The sequence below is a fragment of the Pseudoalteromonas sp. H103 genome, from assembly GCF_001469205.1.
GTDB classification, from domain to species: Bacteria; Pseudomonadota; Gammaproteobacteria; order Enterobacterales; family Alteromonadaceae; genus Pseudoalteromonas; species Pseudoalteromonas carrageenovora.
The window spans coordinates 613543-629879 of the sequence record NZ_LOFG01000001.1; the positions used below are offsets into that span (position 1 = coordinate 613543).

14 protein-coding genes are annotated in these 16337 nt (G+C 40.4%); all 14 read left to right on the top strand.

All coding sequences use genetic code 11. The features are described 5' to 3' along the window. The first annotated feature begins 9 nt into the window (after nt 1-9). The 14 genes from infB (at nt 10) to ATS74_RS02830 (ending at nt 16337) form a co-directional block, all read left to right on the top strand. The gene (gene infB / locus ATS74_RS02765) at nt 10-2670 is read left to right on the top strand and encodes a translation initiation factor IF-2 (protein WP_058547406.1); all 2661 of its coding nucleotides are present in this window, start codon (nt 10-12) and stop codon (nt 2668-2670) included. A 109-nt stretch (nt 2671-2779) separates the two neighbouring features. Further along, the gene (rbfA, locus tag ATS74_RS02770) at nt 2780-3187 is read left to right on the top strand and encodes a 30S ribosome-binding factor RbfA (protein ID WP_008467148.1); all 408 of its coding nucleotides are present in this window, start codon (nt 2780-2782) and stop codon (nt 3185-3187) included. Continuing rightward, on the top strand, nt 3187-4146 hold the full coding sequence (gene truB, locus ATS74_RS02775) for a tRNA pseudouridine(55) synthase TruB (RefSeq protein ID WP_058547407.1): 960 nt from the start codon (nt 3187-3189) through the stop codon (nt 4144-4146). Before rbfA ends, truB begins: the two co-directional genes overlap by 1 nt. Nucleotides 4147-4290: 144 nt before the next feature. Next, a complete protein-coding gene (gene rpsO / locus ATS74_RS02780; RefSeq protein WP_004585888.1) occupies nt 4291-4560 on the top strand; it encodes a 30S ribosomal protein S15 in 270 nt (89 codons plus the stop codon). A gap of 824 nt (nt 4561-5384) precedes the next feature. Beyond that, on the top strand, nt 5385-7511 hold the full coding sequence (pnp, locus tag ATS74_RS02785; RefSeq protein WP_058547408.1) for a polyribonucleotide nucleotidyltransferase: 2127 nt from the start codon (nt 5385-5387) through the stop codon (nt 7509-7511). A 141-nt stretch (nt 7512-7652) separates the two neighbouring features. After that, a complete protein-coding gene (gene nlpI, locus ATS74_RS02790; protein WP_058547409.1) occupies nt 7653-8531 on the top strand; it encodes a lipoprotein NlpI in 879 nt (292 codons plus the stop codon). Further along, on the top strand, nt 8518-9693 hold the full coding sequence (locus tag ATS74_RS02795) for a hypothetical protein (protein WP_058547410.1): 1176 nt from the start codon (nt 8518-8520) through the stop codon (nt 9691-9693). Before nlpI ends, ATS74_RS02795 begins: the two co-directional genes overlap by 14 nt. 218 nt (nt 9694-9911) lie before the next feature. Further along, nucleotides 9912-12704 carry a monovalent cation/H+ antiporter subunit A gene (locus tag ATS74_RS02800; protein ID WP_058547411.1) on the top strand — a complete coding sequence of 931 codons (2793 nt, stop codon included), beginning with the start codon at nt 9912-9914 and terminating at the stop codon, nt 12702-12704. Beyond that, nucleotides 12704-13057 carry a Na+/H+ antiporter subunit C gene (locus tag ATS74_RS02805; protein WP_058547412.1) on the top strand — a complete coding sequence of 118 codons (354 nt, stop codon included), beginning with the start codon at nt 12704-12706 and terminating at the stop codon, nt 13055-13057. Before ATS74_RS02800 ends, ATS74_RS02805 begins: the two co-directional genes overlap by 1 nt. Continuing rightward, nucleotides 13054-14571, top strand: a complete 1518-nt coding sequence (locus tag ATS74_RS02810; protein WP_058547413.1) for a monovalent cation/H+ antiporter subunit D — start codon at nt 13054-13056, stop codon at nt 14569-14571. Before ATS74_RS02805 ends, ATS74_RS02810 begins: the two co-directional genes overlap by 4 nt. Further along, entirely contained in the window at nt 14571-15107 is a 537-nt protein-coding gene (locus tag ATS74_RS02815) for a Na+/H+ antiporter subunit E (protein WP_058547414.1), read from the top strand. Before ATS74_RS02810 ends, ATS74_RS02815 begins: the two co-directional genes overlap by 1 nt. Next, nucleotides 15101-15370, top strand: coding sequence for a K+/H+ antiporter subunit F (locus tag ATS74_RS02820; protein WP_013464545.1), 270 nt, complete (start codon nt 15101-15103; stop codon nt 15368-15370). Before ATS74_RS02815 ends, ATS74_RS02820 begins: the two co-directional genes overlap by 7 nt. Nucleotides 15371-15379: 9 nt before the next feature. Continuing rightward, nucleotides 15380-15712, top strand: coding sequence for a Na+/H+ antiporter subunit G (locus tag ATS74_RS02825; protein WP_058547415.1), 333 nt, complete (start codon nt 15380-15382; stop codon nt 15710-15712). Between the two features lie 127 nt (nt 15713-15839). Beyond that, entirely contained in the window at nt 15840-16337 is a 498-nt protein-coding gene (locus ATS74_RS02830) for a DUF2059 domain-containing protein (RefSeq protein WP_058547416.1), read from the top strand.

A 16337-nucleotide genomic window follows, 5' to 3' on the forward strand; every position in this document is an offset into this window, starting at 1 on the left:
TTACACACTATGGCAGAAGTAAATGTTGAAAAACTAGCCGGCGATATAGGTACAACTGTTGATAAATTGCTACAGCAGTTTTCACAAGCGGGTATCACTAAGCAGGCAACTGATAATGTAACTGAAGCTGAAAAAGCGACATTACTTGATCATTTAAGCAAGCAACATGGCGGTACTGGCTCAGATGGCCCAGCGCGTATGACTTTACAACGTAAGAGCAAAAGCACGTTAAGTGTTACTGGTTCTACGGGTAAAGCAAAAGATGTTCAAGTTGAAGTTCGCAAAACACGTACATACGTGAAAAAAAGCGCAATGGAGCAAGAACAAGAGCAACAACGCCTAGCCGCAGAAGAGAAAGCGCGTCTTGAAGAGCAGCAAAAAGCTGCACAAGAAGCCGCTGAATTAAAAGCGAAACAAGAGGCAGAACGTAAAGCGAAAGAAGACGCTGATCGTAAAGCCAAAGAAGAAGCTAAACGCAAAGCAGATGCAGAGCGTAAAGCTAAACAACAGCAGATGACCCCTGAGCAAAGTGCTAAGTCTGAGAAAGATCGCATCGAAGCTGAGCGTCTGCAAAAAGAAGCAGAAGAGGCCGCATTGAAGAAAGCTGAAGAAGAAGCGAAACGTCAAGCAGAAGAGGCAAGAAAGCTAGCTGAAGAGAATTCAGCACGCTGGAAGAAAGAAGAAGAAGAACGTAAGAAGCGCGAAGAAACCGCGGATCATCACCTTACGACTTCAACTTACGCACGTGAAGCAGAAGATGTTGCCGATGCTCGTGATGAGCAAGGTACACGCCGTGCGAAGAAAAAGAAAAAAGCGCCAGCAAAAGATAAGTTTGCTGCGTCTAGAGGCCGTAACAAGTCTAAGTTAAAAGCACCAGCATCGCTGCAGCATGGTTTCCAAAAACCAACAGCTGACGTTAAAAACGAAGTGCGTATTAGCGAAACAATTACAGTTGCCGAGCTTGCATCACGCATGGCTGTTAAAGGCGCTGAAGTTGTGAAAACAATGATGAAAATGGGTGACATGGTTACCATTAACCAAGTAATTGACCAAGAAGCAGCACAACTTGTTGCTGAAGAAATGGGTCACAAGGTTATCATCGTTAAAGAAAACGAATTAGAGCAAACAGTACTAAATGACCGCCATGAAGATGGTAAGTCTGAGCCGCGCGCTCCAGTAGTAACTGTAATGGGTCACGTTGACCATGGTAAAACATCTACACTAGATTACATTCGTTCAGCGAAAGTTGCATCTGGCGAAGCAGGTGGTATTACACAGCACATTGGTGCATACCACGTTGAGACAAACGGCAGCATGATCACGTTCTTAGATACTCCTGGTCACGCCGCGTTTACATCAATGCGTGCTCGTGGTGCTAAAGCGACTGATATCGTAATCCTAGTAGTTGCAGCAGATGATGGCGTAATGCCACAAACTAAAGAAGCGGTTCAGCATGCTCGTGCAGCTGGCGTTCCTTTAATCATTGCAGTAAACAAAATGGATAAAGAAGGCGCAGATCCAGATCGCGTTAAAAACGAACTAGCTCAGTTAGACGTTATCCCTGAAGATTGGGGCGGCGATACGCAGTATGTTCATATCTCAGCTAAAACTGGTTTAGGTATTGATGACCTTCTAGAAGCTGTACTTATGCAATCTGAGCTTTTAGAGCTTACAGCTCCTTCTACAGGTATGGCTGCAGGTGTTGTAATTGAATCTCGTCTTGATAAAGGCCGTGGTCCAGTTGCATCTATCCTAGTTCAATCTGGTACGCTTAACCAAGGTGACATTGTATTATGTGGTCTTGAGTATGGCCGTGTTCGTGCAATGCGCGATGAAAACGGTAAAGATATCAAATCGGCTGGTCCTTCTATTCCAGTTGAGATTTTAGGTCTTTCTGGTATTCCAGCTGCGGGTGATGAAGCGACTGTAGTTAAAGATGAGCGTAAAGCGCGTGAAGTTGCTTTATACCGTCAAGGTAAATTCCGCGATGTTAAACTTGCTCGCCAACAAAAAGCGAAGCTTGAAAACATGTTCACTAACATGGCTGAAGGCGATGTTTCTGAAGTTAACGTGGTACTTAAAGCAGACGTTCAAGGTTCAATCGAAGCGATTTCTGACTCACTAACTAAACTTTCTACTGATGAAGTAAAAGTGAAGATTGTAGGTTCAGGTGTTGGTGGTATCACTGAAACTGATGCAACACTTGCTGCAGCGTCTAACGCAATCGTAGTTGGCTTTAACGTTCGTGCTGATGCATCAGCACGTAAAGTAATTGAGACTGAAAATTTAGACCTACGTTACTACAGCGTAATCTACAGCTTAATTGACGAAGTTAAACAAGCAATGTCAGGTATGTTAGCACCAGAATTTAAGCAAGAGATCATTGGTCTTGCTGAAGTGCGTGACGTATTTAAGTCTCCAAAAATTGGCGCTATCGCTGGTTGTATGGTTACTGAAGGTGTTGTTAAACGTAGTGCGCCAATTCGTGTACTTCGTGATAACGTTGTTATTTACGAAGGTGAGCTTGAGTCACTTCGTCGCTTTAAAGACGATGTTGCTGATGTTCGTAACGGCATGGAATGTGGTATCGGCGTTAAGAACTACAATGACGTTCGCGTTGGTGACCAAATCGAAGTATTCGAAACAGTTGAAGTACAACGTACACTTTAATTGCTCGTGAGCTAAGATTGTAAATGGGGGCTTAGCCCCCATTTGTGTATCCATTATTAAATTATCTTATTATTAAATTTCAATAAGTTATTATTTTAGGACAAATGCAATGAGAGAGTTTTCTCGCACTGATCGTGTTGCTCAGCAAATTCAAAAAGAAATTGCTGTAATTTTACAACGCGAAATTAAAGATCCACGCTTAGGTATGGTGACAGTGTCTGCGGTAGAAGTATCGCGCGACTTATCTTACGCTAAAGTATTTATCACAGTATTTAACACTGAAGATGAAAATGCAGCGAAGCAAAGCGCAAAAGTACTTAACGAAGCTACGGGTTATATCCGTTCGTTATTAGGTAAACGTATTCGTGCACGCATAATGCCAGAGCTTAAGTTTGTTGTAGACAACTCACTTATGGAAGGTATGCGTATTTCTAACTTAGTAGATTCGATTATTCGTGAAGATAACGCTAAGCATGTAGATGACGAGACAGATAGCGAAGAAGGCACTAAAGACTAATGGCAAGACGCAGTAAAGGCCGTCCGGTTGACGGTATTTTGTTGTTAAACAAACCAGAAGGTATTTCGTCTAACAAAGCGCTGCAACGAGCGAAAGGTATTTATTTTGCTCAAAAAGCAGGGCATACCGGTGCACTCGACCCACTAGCAACAGGTATGCTTCCCATTTGTTTTGGTGAAGCGACCAAGTTCACTCAGTTTTTACTCGATATAGACAAAACCTATGTAGTACGCGCTAAATTAGGTGAACGTACAACAACATCAGACTCTGATGGGGAAATTGTTAGTACTAAAGACGTAAACGTAACGTATGAACAGCTAGAGCGTGAAATTGCGGCCTTTTTAGGTGAATCAGATCAGTATCCATCAATGTATTCAGCGCTTAAGTATGAGGGTAAACCTTTATATAAGTACGCACGAGAAGGCATTGAAGTACCTCGTAAATGCAGAAAAATTAACGTATTTAGTTTAACGCTAGATGAGTTTGATGAGCAAACTAACGAAGTACAAATGACTGCGCATGTGTCAAAGGGTACGTATATTCGTACTATTGTTGATGATTTAGGCGAAAACCTAGGGTGTGGCGCACATGTCATTATGCTTCATCGCTCAGCTGTAGGGCACTACCCAACAGATAAAATGGTAACGCTTGATGAAGTGCAAGCCTTGTTAGATAAAGCGAAAGATGAAGAAATAGCACCATCTACTTATCTTGATGAGTTATTGCTACCTATGGACACTGCTTTAGTTGGTCTTCCTGTTGTAGAAATAACAAAAGAACAAGGGTCGGTGTTTAGTCATGGGCAAGCTGTAGATACAGCAACAGATTTACCTGATGGTCCAATAAAAGTACTTGCCGATGGTGTGTTTATCGGCACTGGCGAGCGTAATTCAAATGGGCAGTTAAAGTCTAAACGTGGACTTGCAAGCCAACAAGATGACTACAAAAAGCCTGAATAAGCACTGTGCTGAATGCCCTAAGGGTATCTTTAGTATAATTAGCTTGTAGTTATTCTCATAGTTGGTAGAATACGCCCGCTTAATCGTTTTGGCTGAATTAGTGATCGGCTAAGACACCTTTTAAATTTAATTTTTGGAGTTACTATGTCACTAAGCAATCAAGAAAAAATCGATATCATTGCTAAATTTGCACGTGCAGAAGGCGACACTGGTTCACCTGAAGTACAAGTAGCATTACTTACTTTTGATATCAACAAGCTTCAAGGTCACTTTGCTGACCACAAGCATGACTTCCACTCACGTCGTGGTCTGCTTCGTAAAGTAAGTACTCGCCGTAAATTGCTTGATTACCTTAAAGGTAAAGATATCTCGCGTTATACTGCGTTAATCCAAGAGCTTGGCCTACGTCGCTAAGAACTTGATTACGAGAAAAGGAGCTTTATAGCTCCTTTTTTTGTGCCTAAAATTTACGCTTTAAAAACACTTATCTAATCTCAGCCCTTGAAAATCAATAATACACATCTGCAATAAAACCTAATAATTTTAGAAACTAAATTTGGCGCTAGCTGCGTTAAAATGTCCATGATTAGAGCGATTAAATAACGAGATTTCTCCTCGGGCGTGTTGAACTTTGCGGATTGAAATTTGTTCAATCTAGGGGCGATTAAATCGCGGCGCGAGGTTTGTAACCTAGTGGGCTAAGTAAAAACCGAGTAAAGCTTCCGCGTCCTGCTCACGCCCCTTACCTACATCCATGTAGGCAACAAAGAGTTTATCGCCCCTAGGCAGAACCCGAAGGGCAGCGCATGCTTGGCATTTATGCTGCGTTATCGCCTATTTATGGGGAGTAACCACACTTCATAGGCTCTGCCTTGCCTAAAAACCAAACATACTGCTGCAAATTCAACCACAAAAGATCAACACGCCCTAGTTATTCACACGATCCCATTACCTCAAAATAGATCACTTAATTAAGCTCATTGGTATAAGCCCTGTGTCATGAAGCAATTGATAAATAATAAGATAAAAGCGATTACTTTTATCTCGGGGTAGACTCGCAATTTTACGTCGCTTTAGTATATACTGTGCGCGTAGATAAATAGGTTATCTGCAGTCATTAAAAATTTTGCCAATTGTAGTACTTAATTGATTTCCAACTGAATACAATTATGTACTGTAATTGGCCCTTTTAATGACACTTATTAATGAAATATAAAAACATTTAAGGAATATTTTAAGTGCAAGCAATTATTAAAGAATTTCAACTAGGTCAACACACTGTAACCCTAGAAACTGGTGCAATCGCACGTCAAGCAGACGGCGCAGTACTAGCAAGCATTGGCGACACTTCAGTTTTAGTAACTGTTGTTGGTAAGCGTGAAGCTCAACCTGGCCAAGACTTTTTCCCACTTACTGTTAACTACCAAGAGCGTATGTACGCTGCTGGTCGTATCCCAGGTGGTTTCCTTAAGCGTGAAGGTCGTCCTAACGACGGTGAAACACTAATTGCACGTCTTATTGACCGTCCAATTCGTCCACTTTTCCCAAGCGGTTTTGTTAACGAAGTACAAGTTATTGCAACTGTTGTTTCTGTAAACCCTGAAATCCAACCAGATATGGTTGCGATGATTGGTACATCAGCTGCACTTGCTATCTCTGGCATCCCGTTCAGCGGTCCAATTGGCGCATCACGTGTTGGTTACATCAACGGTGAATACGTACTTAACCCTACACTAAAAGAGCTTGAAGAAAGCCAACTTGATTTAGTTGTAGCGGGTACTGATAACGCAGTACTAATGGTTGAATCAGAAGCTGACGTACTTGCAGAAGACGTTATGCTTGGTGCTGTTGTTTATGGCCATGAGCAATCTCAAGCTATCATCACAGCTATCAACGAATTTAAAGCAGAAGCGGGCAAGCCTACATGGGATTGGTCAGCACCTGAGAAAAACGTAGCACTTGAAGAAAAAGTTGCTGCTATCGCTGCTGATAAAGTAGGTGAAGCTTACCGTATTACTGATAAAGTAGCGCGTAAAGAAGCACTTGGTGTAGCTAAAGACGAAGTTGTTACTGTACTTACAAGCGAACTTGCTGAAGGCGAAACGCTTGATAAGCAAGAAGTTGGTAAAGTATTCGGTTCTCTTGAGAAGAAGATCGTTCGTGGCCGTATCGCTGCCGGCGAAAAACGTATTGATGGTCGTGAACCAGATATGATTCGTGCGCTAGACGTAATGACTGGCGTATTACCGCGTACTCACGGTTCTGCTATCTTTACACGTGGTGAAACTCAAGCATTAGTTACAGCTACACTTGGTACAGAACGTGATTCACAGTTAATCGATGATTTAACTGGCACACACAAAAACCACTTTATGCTTAACTATAACTTCCCTCCATTCTGTGTTGGTGAAACTGGTTTTGTAGGTTCTCCTAAGCGTCGTGAAATCGGCCACGGTAACCTAGCTAAGCGTGGCATTTCAGCTGTAATGCCTACACTTACTGAGTTCCCTTACTCAATCCGTGTAGTATCTGAAATCACTGAATCAAACGGTTCATCTTCAATGGCGTCTGTATGTGGTACTTCACTAGCACTTATGAACGCGGGTGTACCAATTAAAGCATCTGTTGCGGGTATCGCAATGGGCTTAGTTAAAGAAGAAGAAAACTTTGTAGTACTTTCTGATATCTTAGGTGATGAAGATCACTTAGGCGACATGGACTTTAAAGTTGCAGGTACTTCAAACGGTATCACTGCACTTCAAATGGATATCAAGATTGAAGGTATCACTCAAGAAATCATGCAAATTGCGCTTAAACAAGCAAAAGCTGCACGTTTACACATTCTAAATGTGATGGACGAAGCGATTTCTGCTCCTTCTGAAGAACTATCTATGTTTGCACCACGTATTTACACAATGCAAATTCCACAGAAGAAAATCGCAGAAGTAATTGGTAAAGGTGGCGCTACTATTCGTCAACTTACTGAAGAAACTGGTACAACGATTGAAATCGGTGATGACGGTACAATTAAAATTGCCGCTACAGATGGTGAAAGTGCAGCTAATGCAATTAGTCGTATTGAGCAATTAACAGCTGAACTTGAAGTAGGTACTATCTACGAAGGTAAAGTTGTACGTATCGTAGACTTTGGTGCGTTTGTAAACATTCTTCCTGGTAAAGATGGCTTAGTGCACATCTCTCAAATCAGTACTGAGCGTGTTAACAATGTTTCTGACCACCTAAGTGAAGGTCAAGAAGTTAAAGTTAAAGTACTAGAAGTTGACCGTCAAGGTCGTGTACGTCTAAGTATTAAAGAAGCAATGGAATCAGCAGCACCAGCAGCTGATGAGTCAAAAGACGCATAATTGCTAACTTATTAATCTAGCTATATTAGCTAGATAGTAAAAAAGGGGCTGTTTAGCCCCTTTTTTTATGCTTTAATGAAACCTTACTAGACAAGGTCTGTCTTATATTTATCGCGATATATCTTGGTATTAAGGATTTTAATGATACTCAAACATTTAGCTTTGGCATCTTTTGCTATTTTGTCTTTAAGCGCTTGCCAAACTACAACTGAAACAGAGCCTACACCTATTGTTAATGTGCCTTTCACAGCACCTTTAGCCTCAGACTTTAGAAGCGAAATTGCCATAGCTCGTTACTCTGAGCTATTAAACAGAGCCGACTTAAGTGAAGAGCAGCAAGCTAAGCTTTACTACGACCGTGGTGTACTTTTTGATAGCCTAGGCATGACCACTCTTTCACGCATAGATTTTAACCGCGCAGTTAAACTTAAGCCCGATTTAGCTGAGGTGTATAACTTTTTAGGTATTCAACATACGCTTATGCAGCAATATGAGAAAGCCTATGAGTTTTTTGATTCAGCGCTTGAACTAGACGAAGAGCACGAATATGCCTATTTAAATAGAGGTATTGCCCTATATTACGGTGATAGAGCAGGCCTTGCTAAAAACGATTTTGATGAGTTTTTAGCGCGCTCTCCAAATGATCCATACCGTGTTTTATGGGTTTACTTAGCAAGCGCGCAAGAAGATAAAGTTAAGGCATTGGAATCACTTAAAACCAATGCAACAGCACTTGATGAGTCACAATGGGCATATCAATTAATATCACTTTATAGCGGTGATATGAGCGAACATGCTTTTTTATCAGGTATTAGTGATGGCGTTAAAACTGAGCAGGAATATGCTCAACGTTTATGTGAAGCTTATTTTTACTTAGCTAAAATGCATCAGGCGGCGGGTGAAGAGTACTTAGCTGCAGATTATTTTAGGCTCGCACTTGCAACCAATGTACATGAGTTTATTGAGTATAAATACGCTCGTTTAGAACTTGAGTTGATGGCGGGTGTTGACGCAAGTTAAACGTATTAAACTAATAGGTGTATTACTGTGTTGCCTGATACTTTCAGGCTCAAGTAATCACCTTAATGCTATTGGCTATTGGCATGCTTTAAGCACCAAAGCTAATGTGCTGCAAAATTATTGGCGCTTTCCCACTTATTTTTCGCATCATTTAACAACCCTACCTAATACCCTCCTGGCAAAACTTGCACGTCATTCAATACCTAACGCTCAATATACATATTCACTAAGGCTTTTAAATGATAACCAAGGGGATACCGCAAAAAAGTTTTGGTTTGCGAGCATAAATGAGTTAACTATTTCTCAGCGTAAAACATTAGCTACACACTTGCTAGAGCAAGCAAGGTGGAGCGATTTAAAATTACTTGCGAGCATAAATTCTTTACCGGCAGGGGAGGTACTAAATCATCTTAAAATTGAAATAAAAACGCCGCATAATAATATCTCTAGCGCATTTATAAGTAAGCTTGGTTTTGCATCGCTACAAGATCACCTTAAGCCTGATGCGCAATGTATGTTTAACGTATTAGCGATGAGCGATCATCGTAGTGGTTTATATAAGCTTTCTGAGCTTATTAATACTTATAATAAACAGCCAGAGCCAAAGCATAATATTTTTTGTTTTTCTAAACCTATTTATGTTGCGGGGACTATTGAATGCAGCAACAGTGTTAATCAAGCAGCAAAGTGTTATTGGGAAAGATCTGAACTTAAAAAACAACTTCCTAAAAACTTTGATTTTATTATTATGATGCCAGAGCAGGGTATGGCAAATGTAAGTAAAGGCACCATGCTCGTTAATTCAACGGCAAATTACAACGTGTTTTTACATGAATTAATGCATTTTAGCGGCTTTGAAGATGAATACGTTCTACCTAAATCTAAACAAGCGTGGCTATGTGCGCAAAGTGGTTACGTTGCTCCTAATTTATATATTTCTCAAAATAACGATGCACCAATAGGCTGGCATAAAGCAAAAAGTTGTCAAAAAGGGGGAGTGGCTTATAAACCCAGCGAAAATTGGTCTATTATGCAGTATCAGCAATTAGGGCTGTCAGCGCAATATAGGGCGATTTGGTTAAAACATTTAGATATGACCAGTAACCAGATTAATAGTCGCTCCAGTGCTCTTACATTTGCAAATAAAGAAATACTGAATTAACTATCTCGGGTTATTAATTTAGTGTTTTAAATAGCTAAATAAATTGTTTTAACTTGTTTGAAAAATAGCCATGTAAAGTCGCTTTTCGTAGACAAAATCAGTGTTTTTCAGTATAACTATAGTTATTAATGTCGTTTAAAAACAGGCAGTAAAAGCATCTTTAAGTCACCAAAAAAGGGATGCCCTGATAAACTTATGATAATAAAAGGCCCTACACTATGACTTTGCTCTGGATACCCTTGCTATCCTTAATTGGCAGCGTTATTTCTGCATGCACAGGTAAATTATCTCGTAATCAAAGCGCTGGCTTAACGGTTTTGGCACCTTTGACTGCATTGGGAATTACTTTATATCATGCACCAGCAGTTTTAGCGGGTGAAACTATCCGTTACTCATTGTCTTGGATCCCTACTATAGGGCTTGATCTATCCCTTCGATTAGACGGCCTTAGCTTATTGTTTATGTTTATGATTTTAGGCATTGGCTTGCTCGTTATTTTATACGCGCGTTACTACCTCAGCGCTAATGACTCAATGGCTAAACTATATAGCTATTTAATGTTGTTTATGACCGCTATGCTAGGCATTGTAATGTCTAACAATGTAATTCAGCTCTGGTTATTTTGGGAATTAACCAGCATAAGTTCATTTTTGTTGATCAGTTATTGGTGGCATAAGTCAGAAGCGCGAAAGGGCGCGCGCATGGCACTGGCTGTAACAGGAGCCGGCGGTTTAGCGTTACTAGCTGGTTTAATGCTAATAGCAGATATAGTTGGAAGTTACGACCTTGATGTTATTCTAGCAAGTAAGGCCATTATTCAATCGCACGACTTATACGAAGTTGCCTTAGTACTCGTATTACTTGGTGCGTTTACTAAATCTGCGCAATTTCCGTTTCATTTTTGGCTCCCTCATGCCATGGCTGCGCCGACGCCTGTTAGTGCTTATTTACACTCGGCAACAATGGTTAAAGCCGGTATATTTTTGTTAGCACGTTTTTACCCTGCGTTAGCTGGTACTGACACTTGGTTTATTTTGGTGGGCTTAACAGGGTTAACTACTTTATTATTTGGCGCTTACATAGCGCTATTCAAACACGATTTAAAAGGGCTGCTGGCCTATTCAACAATTAGCCACCTTGGTTTAATTACACTCTTACTAGGGCTTGATACTGAGCTTGCAACGGTTGCTGCAATTTTTCATATTATAAATCATGCGACCTTTAAAGCGTCGCTATTTATGGCAACCGGTATTATCGACCACGAAACCGGCACGCGCGATATGCGTAAGCTCAATGGTATGTGGCGATTTTTACCCTATACAGCCACACTCGCAATGGTCGCAGCTGCATCAATGGCTGGTGTACCTTTACTTAACGGCTTTTTATCAAAAGAAATGTTTTTTGCCGAAACATTACATCAACAAGTATTAGGCTCAATGTCTTGGCTAATTCCTGTGCTTGCGACAATTGCTGGTGCGTTTTCGGTCGCGTATTCTGCGCGCTTTATTCATGATGTGTTTTTTAACGGCGACCCAATTGATTTACCTCGTATGCCACATGAGCCGCCACGTTATATGCGTGTACCTATAGAAATCCTTGTTGTAATTTGTTTACTTGTTGGTATGTTCCCGCACTTTATTGTTGGCGGTATTTTATCTGCGGCATCTTCAGCGGTATTAGGCAAAGCGATGCCAGATTACGAAGTTGCTTTATGGCATGGCTTTAATTTACCTCTACTGATGAGTGCAATGGCAGTGGCTGGCGGTTTATTTATTTATATCAATCGCAAATACTTGTTCCAGTTTCAGGCCTCATTACCTCCGCTTAATGCTAAAAAAACCTTTGAGCGCGCAGTGCTGTCGGTCATTGCTTGGAGCCAATCTAAAATTAATCACATAGAAAACGGCTCACTACAGCGTTATTTAGTTGTTATGTTGGGCGTAGTATTACTGTGCGCTGGCTGGCCACTATTTGAAATGCAAGAGTTAGCCGGAACAATGGCGCTAACCCCTGTTGATGTTCACAATGCGATAGGGGCTGCTTTACTAATTATTGGTGCATTGGCTACTGTTATTTGGCACCGCTCTCGAGTAGTTGCGTTATTAATGATTTCTATTGTGGGGTTAATGGTATCGGTTGCGTTTACGCGCTTTTCGGCGCCAGATTTAGCCCTAACCCAATTAACAGTGGAAGTAGCAACCGTTATTTTACTTATGCTGGCGCTATTCTTTTTACCGCAATATACGCCTAAAGAGTCAAGCTCACTGCGTGTTTTACGTGATTTAGGAATAGCCTCTACATTAGGTGTGGTGATTGCGAGTATTTGTTATGCGTTGCTTACGCGCCCATTAGAATCTATTTCAGACTTTTTTATCGCCAACGCTAAAACCGGCGGTGGTGGTACCAATGTAGTAAACGTTATTTTGGTGGATTTTAGGGGCTTTGATACGCTTGGTGAGATTACAGTGTTAGGTATTGCTGCACTCGGGATATTTAAAGTTCTGTCTAGAATTCCATTATTTATGCCAGCGAGTGACGGTGAAGGACGCCCTTGGGCACGAGAACGTCACCCTATATTGCTTGCCAGTATTTCACACAGTTTATTACCACTTGCATTACTGGTTTCAGCGTATATTTTCTTACGTGGTCATAACTTACCTGGTGGTGGTTTTATTGCTGGGTTAGTGACATCAATTGCCTTTATTTTACAGTACATGGCACATGGCTCTGCGTGGATCAGCGAGCGATTTGGGGTTAACTACCGTAAAATTATTGCTTCTGGTATTGGTATTGCTTTATTTACAGGCGTGGGCAGCTGGTTCTTCGACAAACCATTTTTAACTACTTGGTTTGACTACTTTGATATTCCATTTATTGGGAAAACAGAACTCGCAAGCGCGATTGTATTTGACCTAGGTGTTTATCTAACCGTTGTAGGCGCTACATTAATGATTTTGGCAAGCCTTGGGAACATGACAGCAGAGACCCAGAAGAAAGAGGTAAATATTTAATGGAATTATTGTACGCATCTTGCGTTGGAGTATTAGTTAGTTGCGGGATCTTTTTATTATTAAGAGCGCGCACATTCCCTGTAGTACTTGGGCTTACTATGATTTCATATGCCGTTAATTTATTTTTATTTTCTGCAGGTCGTTTAACGATTAATAAAGCAGTAGTACTGGGTACCGGTGCCGATTATGCTGATCCGCTGCCTCAAGCGTTAGTACTTACGGCCATAGTAATTGGCTTTGCAATGACTGCATTTGTGGTTATTTTAGCTATTCGTGGTCGTGCAGATTTAGGAAGTGATCACGTAGATGGTCACATAGTTAAAAGCCCGGCAGATACTAAGGAGCAAAAATGATTCAACATTTAGCTTCTTTACCTATTTTATTACCTATGCTGGCAGCGGTTATATTACTTTTGCCTCCATGTGGTAAAAGCTTACCAATTCGTCGCATAGCCTCGTCTATTATGGCTATTATTACATTTGCTGTTAGTGTACTGCTTTTACTGCATGTACATAATACAGGGATAAACGTATACGCTATCGGTAACTGGTCTGCACCATTTGGTATTGTACTTGTAGCCGACATGCTTTCTACATTGTTGGTAGCACTTACATCGCTACTAGGCTTAGGCGTTATTTTATATAGTTGTGCTGGCGATGATGCTAAAGGTAACTTTTTTCACCCATTGGTTCACTTTTTAGTATTAGGTGTTAATGGTGCATTTTTAACCGGTGATTTATTTAACGTATTTGTATTTTTTGAAGTACTACTTATTGCTTCGTACTCTTTGCTGATGCATGCCGGTGACAAACAAAATACCCGTGCGGCTTTGCAATATGTAATATTAAATTTAGTTGGCTCAAGTGTATTTTTAATTGGCTTAGGTATTTTATACGGTGTACTTGGTACATTAAATATTGCTGATATGGCTTTAAAAGTATCGCAACTGTCGGGCGATGATGTTTATTTAGCTAAAGCAGGGGGATTATTACTACTTATTGTATTTGGTTTAAAAGGAGCGTTACTGCCACTACATTTATGGTTACCAAATACTTATGCTAGCGCAAAGCCTGTTGTAGCTGCATTATTTGCGATTATGACCAAGGTAGGTGTATATGCCATGTTGCGTGTTTACACCGTAATATTTGGCGAACAAGCTGGACAGCTCGAGCATATGGCACAACCGTGGCTGTGGGGCTTGGCCATTGCGACCATAATTGTTGGTGCAATTGGTGTAATGGCTGCTCAAGATTTACGAAAGTTAACTGCAAACTTAGTGGTTGTATCGGTTGGTACGTTAGTCGCTCTTATTGCGCTGCAAAACGTAACCGCAACAGCTGCATTACTGTATTACTTAGTACACTCAACACTTGTATGTGCCGCTTTATTTTTATTAGCCGATTTAATAGCTACACAACGCGGTAAAGTGGGCGACAGGCTCGTTGCTGGTCGAGCTGTAACACAGCCTTACTTATTAGGCGGCTGCTTTATAATTGCAGTACTCACGGTTGTTGGAATGCCACCTCTTTCGGGTTTTGTTGGAAAAGTGTGGATCCTTAAAACAACTTTAAATGCTCAACAAGCGTGGCTGTTTTGGCCTGTTTATTTATTTGCGAGTTTTGTATTATTAGTTGCACTTTCGCGTGCCGGAACCACCATGTTTTGGGAGCGTAAAGACAAAAAAAATGAAAATACAGATGGAGAAAATGCACATCCATTGCAAGTAATAATAATTGTAAGCCTATTAGCGTGTTCACCATTAATGGTTATATTTGGTGGCCCTATTACCGATTACATGCTTGGCGCGGCTGCGCAATTGCACGATATTAGCGGTGGTATTAACGCTGTAATTAGAGGAGGTGCGTAATGAGATTACAAGCCCGTTATCGTTGGCTACCAACGCCTTTTCGTAGTTTATTTTTATTTTTAATATGGTTGTTACTAAATAACAGTGTATCGGCAGGGCATTTGGTACTGGCAACTCTTTTTGCCATATTTATACCGCTGCTTAGCTTTTCTTTGCGTGACCCTCAGCCTCTTATTTTGAAGCCTGGTCTTGCGTTGAAACAATTGCTTATAGTTTTATACGATATTGTTGTGGCTAACTTACAAGTGGCATTATTAATAATGGGCCCAGCTAAAAAGTTACGCCCAGCTTTTGTGAAAGTGCCTATAGATTTAATGCACGATATGCCAATTACTATACTTGCTAGCTGTGTTTCATTAACGCCAGGTACGGTAAGCGCCGAAGTGTATCCTATACCTGAATCACTTGCAGAAGGTGAAGAGCCAACTCAGCGCTATTTACTGATACATGTGCTCGACTTAAAAGATGAAGAAGCACTTATCAAACAAATTAAACAACGCTATGAAGCTCCATTAAAGGAGATATTTAAATGTTAGACACCGTATTACTCATTGTTTTTTCAATGATTGGTTTATCGCTATTGCTTAACTTATGGCGCCTTATAATTGGCCCATCAGTGCCCGATCGTATTTTAGCGCTCGATACTATGTATATAAACGTAATAGCACTAATTATTTTGTATAGTATAAGCATGGGAACAGGACTTTACTTTGAGGCTGCATTACTGATAGCAATGCTAGGTTTTATAAGTACGGTTGCGGTGTGTAAGTATTTACTTCGTGGCGATATAATTGAATAGGGTAAAAACATGATCAGCGAATGGATTGTATCAATATTATTGTTATTTGGTGGTGTATTTATTTTAATTGGCTCAGTAGGCTTAGTTAAACTACCTGACTTTTTTATGCGCTTACATGGGCCAACTAAAGCTACAACGCTAGGTATGGCAAGCATTTTAATTGCCGCAATGGTTTATTTTGCAAGCTCAGCACATGGGCTAAGCGTTAAAGAAATACTTATTACCATATTTTTATTAATTACCGCACCAATCAGTGGCTATATGCTAATAAAATCGGCTATTCATCATAAACTTGAAGCTAAAGAAGGCACAAAAGGGCTTGATAACATAGAAGATAATTAGGGTAGTAATGTATTAAAAAGGCCGAATAAATTGTATTTATTCGGCCTTTTTTGTAATTGTTAGTATCATTTACAATGCTAAATAATCATGTGACTATAAACTCACTATTTAATTAAAGGATATTATTATGGGTAAAGCACTACTTTTGTCTTTGTTGATTTTCTCAAGCAGCTTATATGCAGAGCAAAACACTAAGCAGCAAAAAATAGATGAGCTAATTAACGTAATGAACATGGATGCGATGGTTGATTCTATGTATGGGCAAGTTGAGGGCATGATGAAAAATATGTCTGCTCAAATGGGCGTTAAACCTTCTGAGCAAGCTATTTTTGATAAATACTATGCAGATATGACTAATGTGCTTAAATCTGAAATGAGTTGGGAAAAAATGCAGCCTATGATGGTAAATGTTTACGACAAGCACTTCAATGAGCAAGAAATTGCCGACATGCTCGCGTTTTATAAGACAGAAACAGGGCAAAAAATTCTTAAAAAAATGCCTGTAGTAATGCAAGAATCGATGCAAATGTCGCAAAGTCTAATACAAGATGCAATGCCAAAAATTCAAGATATAGCAGGCAAGCTAAGTGAAGAGCTAAAAGCCTCTCGCGAGCAAGCTAACTAG